Raw genomic sequence first — 17409 nt, 5'->3', positions numbered from 1 at the left:
CATAGGGTTTTTAATTGCTTACTGTACTGTTGCAGTTAATTTAATCTGATTATTATTTGAGACCAGATCCATTTTTTGAATACTGATGCCTGCTTGTGACAATTGCATCAAAAAGTTAGCCAATACCGCATAGTTCTGATGTTCAGCAACCAACTGGATCTGCTCGCCATTTTGTTGTGAAGAAACAGCCAGACCTTGTTGTTGTGCGGTACGCTGGATTTTATCTGCCGCCGTTAACCCTTGCTCATTGGCAGGCTTCATGGTTGCTGCATTGCTCTGCATCCACACGGTAATATCTTTTAGATCATTCAAACGTTTCTGTTGCTTGTCTGCCAAAACATGCATTTGCCATAAAGATGAACCAATGGCGGCCACAAGCACAAAAATGGTGGTGACAATCACCATCACCCGTTCACGGGCAGATAAGCTTTGTAGATATTCATTTAATGCTTCAACCTTCTGATCGAAGCTGTTCTGTAATCGAGTTAATGCTTTCATTATTTTACTTTCACCACCCCAATTGCACCGACACTATCTGCCTGTACATTGCCTAATTCAGCTTGAAAACCTTGTTGGTTCAATTGCTGTGTTAAGCCTTGTAAATCATCCGCAGATTTTGCTTTAAGCGACAGAGCCAAGGTCGAAGCATCATAACTCACTTGTTGCGCTACGATCTGTTTTTGCATCAAGATTGGACCAACACGGCTCAAGAGTGACAACGCTTGCGTATCACCAAGTTGGCTCATACGCAGTTGTGCTTCAAACGAGCTTTTCAGATTTTGTTCAGTCACACGACCACTTTCACCAAACCAAGCTTTATATTGTTCAATCGCTTGAGCTGAGGTTTGATCAGCCACTTTTTTCAACTTCGACCAACGCAAAGCATCATAGCCAAGCTGTACAATAATTACAGCCAACAATACGGCTGCGGCAGCTTTCCAGTAGCCAGACCATTGTGTTTCAGCATTTTTTGCTTTGGGTAAAACATTAAACGGATGTTGCTTAGGTCTTAACAATGGCTCAAATTGATAACTAAATTCAGTACGCTGATCTTTAGTAGATATAGTCGCTAGGCTCTCTAACTGAGCAGCATTTAAATTCGCAAATTTATACTGGGTTTCGGCTGTCTGAAACTCGAGATATAGCGCCAGATCATCAATTGAGTTCCCAGACCATGTATTTTCTCTTACCAATAAATGATCATATAGATTCAGCAGCACCACTTGATTCGGTTCAGGCTCAGCTACGATCAAAAAATCTGGTAAAAATGCGGCAATCTGAATCGGTAAAAGACTGAGTGCATGTTGCCAAGTTTCAATCGATGATTGTGCAACCCCCAGAATATTGAGCTGATCATTTTGAAAATGATGAACCACTTTCATTTGATCAATCGGCAAGGTCACAAATTCTTCCAAGAGGTATTTAACACCCTCCTGTCCCAATTGTTTGTAATGCACTTTACTCATCGGTTGTTGTAATAATTGCGCATTGCGGCTTGGAAAATAAACCACAGCCTCTTTTCCATGATGCTCTTGCAAGTCTTGAATCAACTGTTCAAGGCTCGGTGCCTGCAACCAACTTTCCCCTGCCGACCAATACCATGTTCCATTGGTTTCGGGCATCCATAAATACAGCATCGGTGTTCAGTACCCTTATCCTATTGCGGATATATAAAAATTATAATGTTGGTGTAAAACGATTCTTTTGCGTCGACAAACCATTTGCGATCACAGCTTGATCATAAATACGAGCTTCTGCCAATGCAAATGGATTAAAGCCTTCATGTGTCAATTGTTCTTCAATATGTGCCACAACATTCATATGACACACCACTGCAATCGACTCATAGGGTAATTTGGATAACCATTCAATCGCATCTTTAGCATCATCATCGGGTTTAATCTTATCGCAAATTAAAACTGGGATACCGTAAAAATATGCTTTGATATGCGCCAAAGTTTCCTGAGCACGCAATAAAGGACTCACCACAAAAATTTCTGGCTGGATAATATCTTTTAAAAACTGGCCTGTTTGCTCAGCTTGTTGATGCCCCCGTGGCGTGAGCGGGCGTTGCATATCGTTTCCATTAATAGCTGGAGACGCTTCACCGTGACGAACTAAAGTTAACTGCATAAAACGACCTTATTTGTTATTCCTATAGCATAACCATGATTGATGACAGTTTTTTGATTAGACTTCATGATGCGGCAAAACAAATTCCACATCACTGCGATGACCATTCTTCATCAAAGATAATGCAATGGTCATTGGTGGCGCGCCTTCAAAAATCACTTCATATAGCGCATTGGTAATCGGCATATACACATCCAGTTCTTCGGCTTTGGTTCGTACTTGCACGATGGTATTAATACCTTCCGCAGTCTGACCTAATTCCTTGGTTGCCTGATCCAGTGTTTTACCCGAACCCAATGCAAAACCAATTTGATAGTTACGACTTAACGGGCTGTTACAGGTTGCGAACAAATCCCCCACACCCGACAAGCCCAAGAAGGTCAAGGGATTAGCACCCTGCTTGACCGCAAAACGACTCATTTCAGCCAAAGCACGGGTTAAAATCATGCTCTTGGTATTTTCACCAATCTTATAAGCACCACCCATGCCCATGGCAACGGCATAGATATTTTTTAATGCGCCACCCAATTCAACGCCATGCACATCATCACTGCCAAATACACGGAACAAGGCACTATGCAAAGCATGTTGCACGGCATAACGTACTAGTTCCGATTCACTGGCAATAACCGTGCCAGATGGCATACCTGCCATGATTTCTTTGGCAAGGTTTGGACCAGATAGTACGCCATAAGGGACTTCTGGTAATTCGGCACGAATAATTTCGCTCATAAAACTAAAGGTTTTTGCTTCAATCCCTTTGGTCAACGAAACGACTGCTTGTGAGCTAATAAACGGCGCAATCTGTTTTAAGACATCACGAAAAGAATGACTTGGGATCGCAACCAGAATAATGTCACGATCACGTACTGCAAGTTCCAGATCAGCAACCGCACGCAAACCCGCCTCTAATGGATAATCAGGTAAATAGCGTTTATTAATATGGGTTTGATTAATTTCTTCGGCAACAGCAGCATCACGAATCCAGATCATGGTATCGCAGCCATTTCTAGTCGCTAAATTTGCCATCGCCGTACCAAAACTACCACCGCCCAAGACGGTAATTCTCAATGCTGTTTTCTGATCTACGGCAACTGGCTCAACCAGATCGCTAAAATTTAACTCTGACATTTTTTATCCTGAAACGAATTTTTTTCTTTAATAAATAGCTAAAAAAGCTTAGCTGTCTTGCCATATTTTTACAAAATCTTGGCTATCAATCGCGGCACGGGGTGCAATCGCTTTCGCTGCTGTGCCAATATAGATAATCCCTGAAATTAAATCCTGCTGTTTTAAGCCCAATTGCTGCTTTAACCAGTTCGACTCTACGACGGCACCAGAACGCCACATTGTTGCAAAACCTTGCGCCTGTAAAGACAGCAAAAAGTTTTGAATCGCTGCACCTGAACTTAAAATCTGTTCAAAATGTGGAACTTTAGGATGATCCTGAATCGATGTTAAAGCTAATACCAATAATGGTGCACGAAATGGATGCTGTTTAACGCGATCGAGTTGTGCTGGATCAGCCTCTCCCAAATCAGCTAAAGCTTTGGCCAAATGCTCGCCAAAAGTAGCTCGTTGCTCAGGTGTGATAATTACAAAACGGGTGGGTTTTAAGCGATGGTGATCAGGCGCTGTCAATGCTGCTTGCACCGCTTTTTCGAGTTGTTCTGTATTCGGCGCTGGCTCAATGAGTTGCCCAATAGATTGACGTTGATGAATATTTTGATGAATTGTCTCTATAATTGAGTCCGTCATTGAAATGAATCTAACTAACACAAGGATGGCCCTAGATTAGCATAACCTGAATGATTTCCACTACGCTTATTCGTACTTATAAAATCTGGATATCCTGATTCTTGCTGTTAAATCGACAATGTAATAAATGCTAAGCTCATCATTCATTTGAAAAAATTAACAGAGTCCCTGCACAAACTGTACATAATCTGCAAAAGCACTCAGCGTTTTTATGTTCAAATAATACCATTCAGCAGCAAATTGAGAAAAAACATGAAAAAAACCGTCATCATGAGTTTACTTGGTGGTTTAGCCCTTGGTTTAACGGCATGTGCCTCAACACCGACCAATACCTTAGCGATTCAGAAAGAAAATAATCAATATGAAGTGACCGGTATTGGTAAAACCAGTCTAATCGCGAAAAACAATGCGATTGCAGCAGCGCAAAAAACCTGTACGCGCAATACGGCGCCAGTCGTTGTTGATGAAAAAACTGCATACCAAGGCGTATTAAAAGGTGTAGTCGATGAACAAACAGGCCGAATGGTCGAAGCTGCAGCAGGTGTACTTGGTACCCTTACAGGTAAAAATGCATCTTTAGCAAAAGATGACGATTATCAAACGACGCTCACGTTCTATTGCAAAGCCAATTGATAAATATAAAAAAGCCGATGTTCAAACATCGGCTTTTTTCTGCACTGTCACTTAGTGAGCTTCGCTCGCAGCGACTTCGGAAGCAGCTTCTTGTGCAACAGCATCCGTATTATGTTCATCTAAATTCGGCTTATCAAGTGCATCAATTGCAGCTTGCTGCTCTGGGGTCGTCTGTGTTGATACAGCAGCAGCTGTCTGGTCTTGCTGTTCAGCGTTTTTCGCTTCTTCTTTCTTTGCACATGCACTGAGCATGATTGGAGCAATGATTAAAGCGGCAAGGGTTAATTTGAATTTCATCACGGCTTTCCACAGTTACTTGGTTAAGTTGTGACAATCATATTTCAGATATATGACATTTTCATGACGGCATCGTTGTACAAAAGTAAAAAGAGCCGATGGACATCGACTCTTTTTGAATGATCTACTGATGAATCAGTTCATTGCAACCTGATTATGCACGCTCAAGCAATACTGCAACAGCAGGTAAAGTTTTGCCTTCTACGAACTCCAAGAATGCACCACCACCTGTTGAGATATAACCAATTTGATCAGCAACTTGGTATTTATCAATCGCAGCAAGCGTATCACCACCACCTGCAATCGAGAAACCAGCAGACTCAGCAATTGCCAGTGAAAGCGCTTTAGTTCCTTCACCAAACTGATCCACTTCAAACACACCGACAGGACCATTCCAAAGAATGGTTTTTGATGTTTTTAAAATGTTTGCAAATGCTTTAGCCGTTTCAGGACCTACATCCAAGATCATGTCGGTGTCTGTAACATCCGCAACATTTTTGACAACCGCTTGTGCGTTCGCCAATGAACCCAAGAAGTCTTCAAAGTTGATTTGGCTTGCATCAGCAACCACAACATCAGTTGGTAATGGAACACTCACTTTTGCAGCGATTTGTTTTGCAGTCTCAACCAAATCAGCTTCATACAGTGATTTACCAACGTTATAGCCTGCTGCTGCAAGGAAGGTATTGGCAATACCACCACCCACAATAATTTGATCGCAGATGCTAGACAATGAGTTTAAGACATCAAGTTTGGTTGATACTTTAGAACCCGCAACAATCGCCACCATTGGTTTTTCTGGGGTTTGCATTGCACGACCAAGCGCATCTAACTCAGCTGCCAATAAAGGACCCGCAGCGGCGATTGGTGCAAAACGTGCCGCACCTTCTGTTGAAGCTTCTGCACGATGCGCCGTACCAAATGCATCCATCACAAATACATCACATAAAGCTGCATATTTTTTTGCAAGCTCTTGGTTATTTTTCTTTTCGCCATGGTTGAAGCGAACGTTTTCAAGTAACACCACTTGACCCGCAGCGACTTCAACACCATCTAAATAATCTGTGAATAATTTTACGTCTTGACCCAAGGCTTTGCTTAAATAAGCAGCGACTGGAGCAAGCGATTGTTCTGGTTTTGGCTCACCTTCTACAGGACGACCCAAATGAGAAAATACCATCACTGCCGCGCCTTTTTCTAAAGCCGCTTTAATGGTTGGCAATGCAGCACGTAAACGTGCATCACTGGTAATTTCCCCATTTTTTACAGGAACGTTTAAGTCTTCACGAATAAGAACACGTTTACCTGCTAAATCAAGATCAGTCATGCGCTGAAAATTCATGGATGGCTCTCTAATTGATTTTAAAAACGGCGTAATTTTAAATGATTCTCTGAAATAAAGGTGAGTTTTTTTGCAGAAAAGCTGCCGAAAGCTTCAGTTTTGATTATGATAATCAGGATCACTAAAGTTTTATATTATTATGTCTATTCATCCAGATCCTAAAATTAATCGTTTAAACGTCCTTGGTGAACCTTTAGCCAGCTGTTGTTATGATCCGATTACAGGGTATTTTCGTAATGGTTTTTGCCATACGGCGGTCACTGATCTAGGTCAGCATACCATGTGTGCACAAATGACGTCTGAGTTTTTAAATTTCTCACAAAAAGTCGGCAATGACTTGATCACGCCTTTACCCGAAGTTGGCTTTCCTGGACTTAAACCCGGTGATTTCTGGTGTATCTGTGTTACCCGTTGGGTCGAAGCCTATCAAGCAGGACAAGCACCACCGATTAAGTTGAATGCTTGCCACAATGCCGTTTTGCATTATGTTCCATTGAATATTCTGGTGGAATACGCAGTCTGATGCATCAACGTGAACTGATTCTGGCATCTAGCAGCCAAACCCGTAAAGATCTGATGGATCGGTTAAAGCTTGATTATCGTTGTATTTCACCAGATATTGATGAGTCAGCAGCAGGTGAATTGCATGCCGATGATTTGGCAAAACGACTCGCTTTTGAGAAAGCCCGTGTCGTCGCAGAACAACATCCCGATGCGATTATCATTGGCTCGGATCAAGTGGCTTGGCGTGAACATGCCCCGTATGATTTTATTGGTAAACCCTTAAGCGTTGAAAATGCAATTCAGCAATTACAGGAAAATTCAGGTCGAACCGTATTTTTTAGTACTGCGCTGAGCGTCCAACATCTGCAATCTGGCTTTGAAACCACATTGGTTGAACATTACCAAGTCAAATTTCGTCAACTGACATTGCCGGAAATCGAGCGCTATATTGAACTTGATCAGCCCTTGCATTGTGCGGGTAGTTTTAAATGTGAAAGTTTAGGGATTAGTCTATTTGAGAAAATGATGGGTGATGATCAAACCACCTTGATGGGCTTGCCGATGATTCAGCTGTGTAAAATATTACGTCAGTTTGGAATAAGTGCACCTTAAAAAACACCCTGACCTAAACTTAATTTAGATCAGGGTCAATGCTTACTCCTCGACCACAGTGACTCTTTTTGGCAAAGCAAACCAAATAAAAATCGACAGAATCAAGAACAATAACGCAGCCACATTCAATACGGATCGATGCGATTGGCTAAAGGCCTGTTTCGCTGCCTGAATCAAATGTTCAGCAATTGTTGGCTGTAATTGTTTCGCCGCTTGAATCGCCTCTCCAATTGAACTACTCGCCTGCTGCAGCATGTTATTCGGTACATCGCTTGGTATTACAATCGAGTTGGCATAGAACCATGACAACATCAGACCGAAAAATGCGATCCCCAAACCTGCACCTAGCTCGTATGCCATCCCTTCAATCGCACCCGCAGCCGTTGCTTTGCTCGGTGGAACGGAAGACATAATTGCAGAGGTTGAAGAAAGTAAGGCAATTTCCACACTTAAACCCAATAACACCATCCATGCCCATGCGTGGATTTGTGCTTGCATAAAGTCGGTATTGGCCAAGCCCCACAGACTCATCGCACTCATCAGCATACCCAATGAAGCAACAGAACGTAGACCAAAACGGTTCACCAACAGACTGGCAATTGGACCACCTAAACTAATCGCAATCATGAACGGTAAAATAAATGCCCCAGCGGCCAATGGCGAAAGCTGATACACAAATTGCAGCTCTTGCGAAACCAACAGCTCGAATCCCACCAAAGCCATCATTGATACAATCGCCATGACCACACCAGTCGCAATGACAGGATGTTTAAACAATTGAATATCAATCATTGGTGATTTCGAGGTCAACTGCTGACGAATAAAACCAACCAACAAACTAAAACCGACGGCAAAGATCAGAACCGACCACACGCTAAAACCATGCATCACCGATTTCACTGCATAGATCATACTCAAGATGGCGATCACCAAAACGAGCGCCTGCAATAAATTCAAGTTTTGCTTTGGCTGACCTGTTTGTTTTGGAATCAAAAATGCAGCCAATACCACCACGGTGATCATGATAGGCACATTGATCAGGAAGACTGAACCCCAATGGAAATGCTCAAGCAAAAAACCTCCTAATAGTGGGCCAAAAGCTGCACCACCACCACCAACTGTCGCCCAGATTCCTAAAGCAAAGTTCCGTTGTTTTTCATCCAGAAAAGTGTTGCGAACTGCCGATAAGGTTGCAGGCAGGATCATTGCCCCACCCACGGCCAATAAAGCCCGTGAAGCAATCAATGCCAGTGCCGTTGGTGAAAATGCGGCTGCCAATGAAGCAAGACCAAATAAAAAGGCACCAATGATCATCAATCGTTTATAACCGATACGATCACCCAAGGCACCCATCGGCAAAATCAGCCCTGCCATGACCAGTGAATAAATATCAATAATCCATAACAGCTCATTGGCTGAGGAAGAAAGCGACTCGCTCAAAGTTGGCGTCGCTACATGTAGGATGGTTGCATCAATCGCGACAGGAATATAGATCAATACAACAATTGCAAGAATTAACCACTTGCGTGACATAAATGCCTCTAAATTGGACAACTGTTCAAATTGGCGCTATTATAACCAAAATTGAACACTTGTCCAACTTTTGGATTTAAGTGAGTTTGTTTCTGATTTGTATATGCAATAGGTATTAGAGAAAGAATGGCTTATTTAAACCGCGAACAGCGTCGTGACATGATTTTGCAGGCCGCCATGCAAGTTGCCTTAAACGAAGGATTTTCTGCAATGACGGTTCGCCGTATCGCCACTGAAGCCCAAACTTCGACTGGGCAAGTTCATCATCACTTCGCCTCTAGCTCACAGCTCAAAGCCGAAGCTTTTGTTAAACTGATGCAGCAATTGGACGAAATTGAAAATCAGGTGACGACTGCCAATTATCTACAACGTCTTTCCCTCTTGCTTGGCTGTGAAAATATTGAACAAATTCAGCCCTATTTACGCCTTTGGAATGAAGCAGAGGTTTTAATCGACCAAGATCAGGAAATCAAACTTGCTTATAACATTGCCATGCAAGACTGGCACCGTTCTATTGTTCAAATCATTGAAGATGGCCAAGCACACGGCGAATTTCATTTTGACACCAATCACCATGATATTGCATGGAGACTCATCGCTTTTGTTTGTGGCTTAGAAGGTATTTATAAATTAGGCTTAATCGGTTTAAATGAAACTGATTTTAAACGCCATACCGAAGCCATTATTCAAGCAGAACTATTTAAAAAAGCAGAATGAGTAAACAATGAAACGACCATTATTACAAAGCCGAAGACTCGATTTATTTGTATTTCAAATGGATGATCTGATTGACATCTATCCTTGTGTGACAACAACATTAACCCGTTATATGGCATGGGAACCCGCTCAAAATTTCGCAACGCAAGAAAAAATTGGTCAAGAATGGCTAGTCAAAGAAACAAAGAATACCGACCGACATTTTGTTTTACGCAGCAAACAAGATCAACGTTTTATTGGTCTCATTGGGGTTCATCGAATGCAGACCTCAACACCCGAACTGGGATTATGGATTCGGGAAGATTGTCATCATCAAGGTTTTGCTAAAGAAGCCTTGTTTGAAGTATTTCAATGGGCTTCATTACATCTCTCTGCCGAATATTTCTTATATCCAGTTGCAACCGAAAATCAGCCAAGTCGAAAACTGGCTGAATTTTTAGGTGGAACAGTTGCTGCACATAAAACCGAAAAGAAATATGATGCCGTGATTTATCATATTCCGCCCTATCAAGCAAAGTCCAATTAGAACCAGCCCTTTCGCCCTGTTAGAATTTCATCTGCACAGCGTAGGGTTTCTTGGCTCAAGCCCCATAGACGATAATCCCCTGTTGCCGAGGTGACATTAAAATTATGCGTATAAGCAAAACTCAGTTCACGATCAACATCACACCACGCACCTGAACCATTAAAGCCCACATGTCCAAAGCCATGTGGCGCACGTTTGCCTAAAGTTAGAATACGGTGATATCCCAAACGCCAATGCATTGGAATCGGCATCACGCGATCACGTGCTTTACTTTGCACCGTACTGAGTTGCTTGAATACTTCTGGGCGAATCAGTTGCTGCCCTTGCCATTGTCCTTGATTGGCCAGCATGGCATAGACTTTTGCCAAACTATCCGCAGTAAATACGCCATTGGCCGCAGGAATGACAGCTTGCAATCCTTCATCACTATAGAAGCTAAAATTGCGCATCCCTTTAGGGATCATGGCATCCTGAAAATCTTGTGGGTTTTGCCCTGAAAGCTCTAATAATCTTTCTGATAAAGATGCTTTACGTGGAGCATTGTTTTTCTTGCTTTGTGGCGCACTTGTTGATGGTGCTTTTGGCCTTTCCAATAAACGTGCTACTCGGCCCAATTCTGAAGTTGGTATACCAAAATACGCGCCATCCAGCTCAAGAGGTTGTACAAGATAACGCTGCATGAGCCAACTTAAGGGTTGTTTGGCTGCCTTCTCAATCACACCACCTAAAATCCAACCATAAGTTAAAGGCTGATAAGCAAAACTTTGCCCTGCTGCAAAACGTGGTGTCGCTGCGGCCATAACCTCCAGCATATGCGACCAGTCCAGCATCTCTGTTGCAGTTTCAATGGTATTGCGAATATCAAACATACCACTTTGATGTGACAGGACATGACGTAGCGTAATATTGGCTTTGCCATTCTGAGCAAACTCAGGCCAGTAATAGGCAATCGGCTGCTCATAATCCAACACACCTTCACTGACCAATATATGTGCAAGTGTTGCCAGAATACCTTTACCAGTTGAGTAGCACATCGCTAAAGTATCGGATTGCCAATCTTCTTGTTGAGATTTCTTACCCGTGAAAATATCAACCACTTTTTGACCTTGGAAATACACCACCAATGCCGCCCCGCCTTGCTGGCTACGCGCATCTTGCAAGCGGCTAAATTGGCTTGCTAAATCAATAAAGCGTTCATCAACACTACCATGATAATGCTGCGTATCGGCAAATAGAATTTCTTTAATCACGGCTCAATTCCTTATGATATTTATGTTTTTATAATCTCCCTGTTGCGAACAACAGGGATCATTTGCACGACATGATGGTATTAAAGGGCTTTTACTGTACCTGCAACATGCGGCTTTTTAGATTTCACATTACGGATCAAGAAGTCTGTTTGTTTTGGCTCAGCCGCAGTTAAAAACTCTACCGTTGAAGGTAAATACATTGGCAATTTGAACCAGACATCTGCTTCATACGCTGCTGGAAGCTCAATACTCGCCAAAGCTTTAGCCTTGCTCCACATCCCGTGTGCAATCGCCTGTTTAAAGCCAAATGCCTTTGCAGTTACGGCATGGATATGAATCAAGTTAAAATCCCCTGAAATCACTGCATAACGACGGCCGGTATTTTCAGAAATATTCCATTCTGCTTGGGGTTGATAAGCTGGCTCTTGAGACTCTTTGGCTTTTTCAGTCACTTTATTCTCTGTTTTTTGGCGGGATAAATAAGTGGTTAAACTTTCCATCACCACTTCACTACCCACTTTGGCAGTGGTAATGAAATCAAACTGTAAGCCTTTGTCGTGCGGCTTTAACTCACCAAATTTACAAGACAGCGTAATTTGCTCATTTACAGTAATTTTGCGAGTTTGCTTGATCTGGTTACGAATATGCACCAAACCCAAGATCGGGAATGGAAATGCTTCGCTGGTCATCATGTGCATTTGCAGACTTTGCGACAAAACAGCTAAATAAATCGCAGGCACGAAACCATCATTTTTAAAACCACAAATCTCGTTATAGCTTTCTAAATGTTTGCTATCAATCTTGAGTGTATCCACCACATATTCAACTTGTGGTAATACTTTTTCACCCTTTGGCTTTTTGAAAATCAGACCTTGAATGACTTTTGGATAAGCTAAATAAGGTTTTGGCAGTTGACTAAAATGACGTGTATTCATAATAAACCTTTTATATTTTAGGAATCCTCCCCAACCCTCCTTTCATAAAGGAGGGAGCTTCCACAAATTATACAGGTTTTAATTTTTAGGAATTCCCCTCTTTTTAAAGAGGGGTTAGGGGAGATTTTATAGCTTGAAGTTCTTAGGCACCTAACAAGCTTTGACCGCAGACACGAACAACGTTACCCGTCACGCCTGTTGAACCCGTTGACGCATACCAAGCAATTGCTTCAGCGACATCTACAGGTAAACCACCTTGGTTCATTGAGTTCATACGACGACCCGCTTCACGAATCGCGAATGGAATCGCAGCAGTCATTTGCGTTTCAATGAAACCTGGCGCAACTGCATTGATGGTAATCCCATTCTTTAATGTCGGTGCAGTAAATTTCACCAAACCAATCACACCCGCCTTAGACACAGCATAGTTGGTTTGACCAAGGTTACCCGCGATACCACTGATTGATGATACACAAACGATACGGCCATTTGCATTTAAACCATCATGAGAAAGTAAGTAATCGTTAACACGCTCAATGGCAGACAAGTTAATGTTAATTACAAGATCCCAAAGCTCTGGTTTCATGTTTGCCAAAGTCTTGTCACGAGTAATCCCCGCATTATGCACGATTACATCTAAACCGCCTTGTTTTGCAGCAGCAGTTTTGATTTTTTCACCTGCATCAGCAGCAGTAATGTCGATTGCCAATACTGAACCACCAATTGAACCCGCAACACGCTCAAGATCTGCTTGTTGTTGTGGTACATCTAAGCAAATCACATGTGCACCATCACGTGCCAAAACATGTGCAATCGCTTCACCAATACCACGGCTCGCGCCAGTCACTAATGCAGTTTTACCTGCAAGTGGTTTTGCCCAGTCCAAATCAACCACATCTGCTTTAGAAACACGAATCACTTGACCAGAAACATAAGCTGAACGTGGTGAAATCAAGAAACGTAAAGTTGATTCAAGGTTTGCTTCCGCACCTTGATCGACATAGACCACTTGTGCAGTAATCCCCTTTTTGAACTCTTTACCAACAGACTTGATAAAACCTTCTAGCGCACGTTGTGCAATCGCCTGTTTGACTGTTTTTGCAGTTTCTGGTGTGGTACCAATCACGATCACACGTCCTGAACTTGAAATCTGACGAGCAATAGGATTGAAGAAATCGTATAACGCTTTTAACTGCTCTGAATCTTGAATACCAGAAGCATCAAATACAACCGCTTTAAATTTAGACTCTTTATCATCTGAATTCAGTGGACGAAGGTTTAAGCCTACTTTCGCAGCTGTTTGTTGTAATTCAACATTATTACCGACATAGCTATCGGCATGAATATTACTCAAAACCTGAGCAATCGCAGCAGAAATCGTGCTTGATGGTGCTGCGCCAAGCAATACTGCACCATTTACAACTGGTTGAGCACTTACAAAACGATCTAGCGCAACTGGCGATGGTAAACCTAGATTTTTTACGACAAACTTACCTAATGGTGATTGTGTAAATGCTTGGTACTGATCAGTCATGGTTATTATCTCTCATACAAATGAATTTGTTACAAACACATGAATCATGTTGGGATGTGGCATGAAATCAATGTCTGATTGACTCATCGCAAATCATACTTGAGTTCATGTCTGGATGTCTTGACCTGAATGTGGTCTCAAGCGTCATTCTAGTCAATACAGCAGTATTGGAAATATGGTATGTTTGTAGCAAGAATATCGCAATTATGCTTGGAAAAGCCTTATGAGCAAAACAACTCAAGAAAATCCAGCAGTCGAGACTTCAGCTCAAGAGACTGTGTCAAATACATCAAAAGCAGCTTCAACTTCACGTAAAACTGCAAGCACAACTCCAAAAGCCGCAACGACGACACCAAAAACAACGCGTGCTCGCTCTACCGCGCGTAGTGCAGCTACGACAAAAAGCACTGCTTCTTCGACAACAACGAAAGCAGTTGCAGCTAAAACAACCAAACCTTCTGTTCAACAGGATAAAACCATGAGCCAAAACACTGTGCGCCGAGTTGCCATTATCGGCGGCAACCGTATTCCTTTCGCTCGCTCTAACGGCGCTTATTTCACAGCTTCCAACATCGATATGTTTACAGCTGCGTTAAACGGTTTGGTTGAGCGCTTCAACCTACAAGGCCAACGCCTAGGCGAAGTGGTTGCTGGTGCTGTATTAAAGCACAGCCGTGATTTCAACATGACACGAGAGTGTGTATTAAATACTCAACTTGCGCCAGAAACCCCTGCATATGACATTCAACAAGCATGTGGTACGGGTTTACAGGCAGCATTCCTTGTCGCAAACAAAATTGCTTTAGGTCAAATCGAAGTGGGTATCGCAGGTGGTGTTGATACCACTTCTGATGCGCCAATTGCTTTCGGTGATGGCTTACGTAAAGCCCTACTTGAACTTAACATTGCGAAAACAGGTAAAGACCGTTTAAAAGCTTTAGCGAAAATCAATGTGAAAGATCTTATGGATGCACCTAAAAATGGTGAACCACGTACAGGTTTATCGATGGGTGACCATCAAGCAATTACTGCGCTTGAGTGGGGTATTCCACGTGAAGAGCAAGATATTCTAGCTGCTTCTTCTCACCAAAAAATGGCAAAAGCATATGAAGAAGGTTTCTTCGATGACTTAATCACACCATTCTTGGGTTTAAGCCGTGACAACAACTTACGTGCAGACTCTACATCTGAAAAATTAGCAAAATTAAAACCAGTCTTTGGTAAAGGCGAAGCTGCAACCATGACTGCGGGTAACTCAACACCATTAACTGATGGTGCGTCTTGTGTACTTTTAGCGTCTGAAGAATGGGCGAAAGCCAATGGTCATGAAGTACTTGCTTATCTGACTTTCTCGGAAACTGCAGCAGTTGATTTCGTTGGCAAGAAAGAAGGCTTATTGATGGCACCTGCTTATGCAGTTCCACGTATGCTTGAGCGTGCTGGTCTTAAACTTCAAGATTTCGACTACTATGAAATCCACGAAGCATTTGCATCACAAGTTCTTTCTACATTGAAAGCTTGGGAAGATGAGAAATTCTGTAAAGAGCGTTTAGGTTTAGATGCACCTTTAGGTTCAATTGATCGTAGTAAGTTAAACATTAAAGGTTCTTCTTTAGCTGCGGGTCACCCATTTGCTGCTACAGGCGGTCGTATCATTGCAACTGCTGCGAAAATCTTAAATGAAAAAGGTTCAGGTCGTATCCTCGTTTCGATCTGTGCTGCTGGTGGTCAAGGTGTAACAGCGATTATTGAAAAATAATTGTTCACCTACCCATAAAAAGGCTGAATCATTTGATTCAGCTTTTTTATTTAGAGCACATCTTTGACTTACACAGTAGCTGCATTCATCTCGCCCGTTTAAACTTCACATAATAATCATTTAACACTTTAATCGCTTGCTTGAGTTCTTTCAGATTTTCCTCTGTATTCCCTAACCGCTCAACAAAACGTTGCGAATGCAATTCCAAATCAATCTTTTCATTAATTTGCGGTGTAATCCGAAATAACTTCTCCAGATCATCAAATCGGTCTAATTTTCGATTAGAAAAATATTCCAGACGAACGCTCAACCCATTCAACACTACACCATTCAGAATGGCGCCTTGCTCAGCATCAAACACCAAAGCATGTTCTTTTAAAAATAATTGCTCAGGTGTTTCTTTGGAACTTTTAAAGAGATTGGTGAATTGACTCAACATGGTGGATGATCACATAACTATTTTCGGGTCTATTAAACCGCTAAATCTTCGATGGAAGCAATCACTTCATCTCACATAAAAAAGTATCTTCCAAAAGATGCCTTCTCTGCCTTCATTTTATTGCCCGTACTGCTGCTTGAGGTATTCCACAATTTTAGCCGACTCAAACATTTTCACACCTGTGTTCGGATCAACCAAATATGGGACCTGAATATCTCGCCCCATTACTTCAACAATTTTTTCACGTTTACCATTGGGCAGTGGAATATATTTTCCAGGCTTCAAACGCAAAATTGCTGGCCCCATATCCTGCCAACGCTCTTTAGCAACATTATGCAGAAGATAAGGCAGTTCGAACTCAGTCAGTACTTCACGAACCAGCCGTGTATAAGGGCTTGCCTCAAAACTCCACAGCTCCAGTAACTGTGCTGGCGCTGGTCGGTCAACAATCTGCGGATTAATCCATACTCCACGCGCAGCATTGGCAGCGGAAGCTAAAGCAGATACATACGGGAGCTTTGGATAATGACTAAACTTCTTTGGTGTTTGTCCTGTTTTGCCATAATGTTTAAACAGATGATGAATAATTTGCTGTGACTCATATAACTGATCACCCGTATTTTCATCTATCAGAAATGGAAACTGTTTTTTACCACCAGTTGCTTTGACAATCTGACGATATTTCTGCCCCCCTTTTGGGCAGGGATAAATCTCTACATCCAGATTCAATAAAGTCATTACTTCACGAACACGGCGACAAAATGGAGAACCTTCAAACTCGTAGAGCTTAAGTGCTTTTGCAGGCTGATTTGGAAATGGTGTACCAGAAACACCTCTTCCACCTTCAATTACAGTTGCACATACAGATTGTAAAACCTTGAATTGATGGCTCACCATTTTCAACATAATATTATCCTTTTAGCAGTCGACTAATTTTTCTTCTGCAATCACAATGCCATTATTATCTGCATAGATATAATCGCCAGAGTTGATTGTCACACCACCAAAATACAATGTGATGTCCACTTCACCTATGCCTTTACGATTACTTTTTTGTGGAATGGCAGCCAATGCATGTACGCCTAAATCGAGTTCTGCAATCGCATCAACATCACGGACACAACCATAAATCACCACACCATTCCAGTGATGCTTAACCGCTGACTCAGCAATCAAATCCCCCATGAGCGCACAACGCATCGAAGCACCACCATCAACCACCAACACTTTACCCGTACCATCGGTTGCCAATAATTCTTTTACACGTGAATTGTCTTCAAAACACTTAACGGTCACGGCTTGTCCACCAAATGTCTTACGGGCACCATAACTTTTAAAGAATTTACCATCTAGAGATGGTGTTACGACTTGTAACTTTTTTTCAGGATTATCATCTAACAAATCACATGTTACGAAAGGGATTGCGGTCACTGAAAT

The 17409-nt window shown here is 42.2% G+C and carries 20 protein-coding genes; 6 read left to right on the top strand and 14 right to left on the bottom strand.

All coding sequences use genetic code 11. From position 1 onward, the window contains the following. Positions 1–18 precede the first annotated feature (18 nt). From gspM to F895_RS10720, 5 genes are read right to left on the bottom strand one after another with little or no spacing between them, the layout of a single operon-like run. The gene (gene gspM, locus F895_RS10700) at positions 19–498 is read right to left on the bottom strand and encodes a type II secretion system protein GspM (protein ID WP_005240916.1); all 480 of its coding nucleotides are present in this window, start codon (positions 496–498) and stop codon (positions 19–21) included. After that, a complete protein-coding gene (gspL, locus tag F895_RS10705; RefSeq protein ID WP_005240915.1) occupies positions 498–1637 on the bottom strand; it encodes a type II secretion system protein GspL in 1140 nt (379 codons plus the stop codon). The genes gspM and gspL overlap by 1 nt, the downstream gene beginning before the upstream one ends. Before the next feature lie 40 nt (positions 1638–1677). After that, entirely contained in the window at positions 1678–2133 is a 456-nt protein-coding gene (locus F895_RS10710) for a SixA phosphatase family protein (RefSeq protein ID WP_005240912.1), read from the bottom strand. Between the two features lie 57 nt (positions 2134–2190). After that, entirely contained in the window at positions 2191–3264 is a 1074-nt protein-coding gene (locus tag F895_RS10715) for an NAD(P)H-dependent glycerol-3-phosphate dehydrogenase (protein ID WP_005240897.1), read from the bottom strand. Positions 3265–3312: 48 nt separating this feature from the next. Continuing rightward, positions 3313–3891, bottom strand: coding sequence for a nitroreductase family protein (locus F895_RS10720; RefSeq protein WP_010589949.1), 579 nt, complete (start codon positions 3889–3891; stop codon positions 3313–3315). A 252-nt stretch (positions 3892–4143) separates the two neighbouring features. Here F895_RS10720 and F895_RS10725 point away from each other — a divergent pair, with 252 nt between their 5' ends. Next, a complete protein-coding gene (locus F895_RS10725; RefSeq protein WP_005240894.1) occupies positions 4144–4524 on the top strand; it encodes a hypothetical protein in 381 nt (126 codons plus the stop codon). A 51-nt stretch (positions 4525–4575) separates the two neighbouring features. Here the strand turns inward: F895_RS10725 and F895_RS10730 are convergent, their stop codons facing one another. Both F895_RS10730 and F895_RS10735 read right to left on the bottom strand, forming a co-directional pair. Continuing rightward, a complete protein-coding gene (locus F895_RS10730) occupies positions 4576–4821 on the bottom strand; it encodes a hypothetical protein (RefSeq protein ID WP_005240893.1) in 246 nt (81 codons plus the stop codon). A 154-nt stretch (positions 4822–4975) separates the two neighbouring features. Then, entirely contained in the window at positions 4976–6163 is a 1188-nt protein-coding gene (locus F895_RS10735) for a phosphoglycerate kinase (protein WP_005240892.1), read from the bottom strand. Positions 6164–6302: 139 nt separating this feature from the next. Between F895_RS10735 and F895_RS10740 the strand changes: the two genes are divergently transcribed. Continuing rightward, positions 6303–6686: a DUF2237 family protein gene (locus F895_RS10740; RefSeq protein ID WP_004653014.1), complete on the top strand. Its 384-nt coding sequence runs from the start codon at positions 6303–6305 to the stop codon at positions 6684–6686. Then, positions 6686–7279, top strand: a complete 594-nt coding sequence (locus F895_RS10745) for a Maf family protein (protein WP_005240891.1) — start codon at positions 6686–6688, stop codon at positions 7277–7279. Before F895_RS10740 ends, F895_RS10745 begins: the two co-directional genes overlap by 1 nt. A 42-nt stretch (positions 7280–7321) precedes the next feature. Here F895_RS10745 and F895_RS10750 read toward each other — a convergent pair whose 3' ends face one another. Then, positions 7322–8812 carry an MFS transporter gene (locus F895_RS10750; protein WP_005240890.1) on the bottom strand — a complete coding sequence of 497 codons (1491 nt, stop codon included), beginning with the start codon at positions 8810–8812 and terminating at the stop codon, positions 7322–7324. A gap of 126 nt (positions 8813–8938) precedes the next feature. On the opposite strand from F895_RS10750, the gene F895_RS10755 reads away from it, so the two are divergent. Further along, entirely contained in the window at positions 8939–9529 is a 591-nt protein-coding gene (locus tag F895_RS10755; protein WP_005240889.1) for a TetR family transcriptional regulator, read from the top strand. A gap of 7 nt (positions 9530–9536) precedes the next feature. Further along, entirely contained in the window at positions 9537–10055 is a 519-nt protein-coding gene (locus F895_RS10760; RefSeq protein WP_005240888.1) for a GNAT family N-acetyltransferase, read from the top strand. On the opposite strand, the gene F895_RS10765 is transcribed toward F895_RS10760, so the two are convergent. The 3 genes from F895_RS10765 to F895_RS10775 all read right to left on the bottom strand — a co-directional run bounded on the left by F895_RS10765 (position 10052) and on the right by F895_RS10775 (position 13774). Next, positions 10052–11305, bottom strand: a complete 1254-nt coding sequence (locus F895_RS10765) for a serine hydrolase domain-containing protein (RefSeq protein WP_005240887.1) — start codon at positions 11303–11305, stop codon at positions 10052–10054. The genes F895_RS10760 and F895_RS10765 overlap by 4 nt on opposite strands. Before the next feature lie 80 nt (positions 11306–11385). Next, a complete protein-coding gene (locus tag F895_RS10770) occupies positions 11386–12240 on the bottom strand; it encodes a MaoC family dehydratase (protein WP_005240886.1) in 855 nt (284 codons plus the stop codon). 142 nt (positions 12241–12382) lie between these two features. Next, on the bottom strand, positions 12383–13774 hold the full coding sequence (locus F895_RS10775; RefSeq protein ID WP_005240885.1) for a 3-oxoacyl-ACP reductase: 1392 nt from the start codon (positions 13772–13774) through the stop codon (positions 12383–12385). Between the two features lie 223 nt (positions 13775–13997). Here F895_RS10775 and F895_RS10780 point away from each other — a divergent pair, with 223 nt between their 5' ends. Further along, positions 13998–15533 carry an acetyl-CoA C-acetyltransferase gene (locus F895_RS10780; RefSeq protein ID WP_005240883.1) on the top strand — a complete coding sequence of 512 codons (1536 nt, stop codon included), beginning with the start codon at positions 13998–14000 and terminating at the stop codon, positions 15531–15533. An 85-nt stretch (positions 15534–15618) separates the two neighbouring features. Here F895_RS10780 and F895_RS10785 read toward each other — a convergent pair whose 3' ends face one another. From F895_RS10785 to rraA, 3 genes are all read right to left on the bottom strand, one after another. After that, positions 15619–15972: a hypothetical protein gene (locus F895_RS10785; protein ID WP_005240882.1), complete on the bottom strand. Its 354-nt coding sequence runs from the start codon at positions 15970–15972 to the stop codon at positions 15619–15621. A gap of 117 nt (positions 15973–16089) precedes the next feature. Further along, positions 16090–16878: a glutathione S-transferase N-terminal domain-containing protein gene (locus F895_RS10790; protein WP_005240881.1), complete on the bottom strand. Its 789-nt coding sequence runs from the start codon at positions 16876–16878 to the stop codon at positions 16090–16092. 12 nt (positions 16879–16890) lie between these two features. After that, entirely contained in the window at positions 16891–17403 is a 513-nt protein-coding gene (rraA, locus tag F895_RS10795; RefSeq protein ID WP_005240879.1) for a ribonuclease E activity regulator RraA, read from the bottom strand. Positions 17404–17409: the final 6 nt, after the last annotated feature.

This window comes from Acinetobacter sp. CIP 64.2, assembly GCF_000369645.1.
In the GTDB taxonomy this organism is placed as follows: Bacteria; Pseudomonadota; Gammaproteobacteria; order Pseudomonadales; family Moraxellaceae; genus Acinetobacter.
The sequence above is the reverse complement of the archived record's forward strand: the minus strand, read 5'-3'. Positions and strand labels throughout refer to the sequence as shown.

Bases quoted from the DNA above. Each gene is read 5' to 3' on its own strand.
- gspM (WP_005240916.1), bottom strand. From the start codon at position 498: ATGAAAGCATTAACTCGATTACAGAACAGCTTCGATCAGAAGGTTGAA.
- gspL (WP_005240915.1), bottom strand. From the start codon at position 1,637: ATGCTGTATTTATGGATGCCCGAAACCAATGGAACATGGTATTGGTCG.
- F895_RS10710 (WP_005240912.1), bottom strand. From the start codon at position 2,133: ATGCAGTTAACTTTAGTTCGTCACGGTGAAGCGTCTCCAGCTATTAAT.
- F895_RS10715 (WP_005240897.1), bottom strand. From the start codon at position 3,264: ATGTCAGAGTTAAATTTTAGCGATCTGGTTGAGCCAGTTGCCGTAGAT.
- F895_RS10720 (WP_010589949.1), bottom strand. From the start codon at position 3,891: ATGACGGACTCAATTATAGAGACAATTCATCAAAATATTCATCAACGT.
- F895_RS10725 (WP_005240894.1), top strand. From the start codon at position 4,144: ATGAAAAAAACCGTCATCATGAGTTTACTTGGTGGTTTAGCCCTTGGT.
- F895_RS10730 (WP_005240893.1), bottom strand. From the start codon at position 4,821: ATGAAATTCAAATTAACCCTTGCCGCTTTAATCATTGCTCCAATCATG.
- F895_RS10735 (WP_005240892.1), bottom strand. From the start codon at position 6,163: ATGAATTTTCAGCGCATGACTGATCTTGATTTAGCAGGTAAACGTGTT.
- F895_RS10740 (WP_004653014.1), top strand. From the start codon at position 6,303: ATGTCTATTCATCCAGATCCTAAAATTAATCGTTTAAACGTCCTTGGT.
- F895_RS10745 (WP_005240891.1), top strand. From the start codon at position 6,686: ATGCATCAACGTGAACTGATTCTGGCATCTAGCAGCCAAACCCGTAAA.
- F895_RS10750 (WP_005240890.1), bottom strand. From the start codon at position 8,812: ATGTCACGCAAGTGGTTAATTCTTGCAATTGTTGTATTGATCTATATT.
- F895_RS10755 (WP_005240889.1), top strand. From the start codon at position 8,939: ATGGCTTATTTAAACCGCGAACAGCGTCGTGACATGATTTTGCAGGCC.
- F895_RS10760 (WP_005240888.1), top strand. From the start codon at position 9,537: ATGAAACGACCATTATTACAAAGCCGAAGACTCGATTTATTTGTATTT.
- F895_RS10770 (WP_005240886.1), bottom strand. From the start codon at position 12,240: ATGAATACACGTCATTTTAGTCAACTGCCAAAACCTTATTTAGCTTAT.
- F895_RS10775 (WP_005240885.1), bottom strand. From the start codon at position 13,774: ATGACTGATCAGTACCAAGCATTTACACAATCACCATTAGGTAAGTTT.
- F895_RS10780 (WP_005240883.1), top strand. From the start codon at position 13,998: ATGAGCAAAACAACTCAAGAAAATCCAGCAGTCGAGACTTCAGCTCAA.
- F895_RS10785 (WP_005240882.1), bottom strand. From the start codon at position 15,972: ATGTTGAGTCAATTCACCAATCTCTTTAAAAGTTCCAAAGAAACACCT.
- F895_RS10790 (WP_005240881.1), bottom strand. From the start codon at position 16,878: ATGTTGAAAATGGTGAGCCATCAATTCAAGGTTTTACAATCTGTATGT.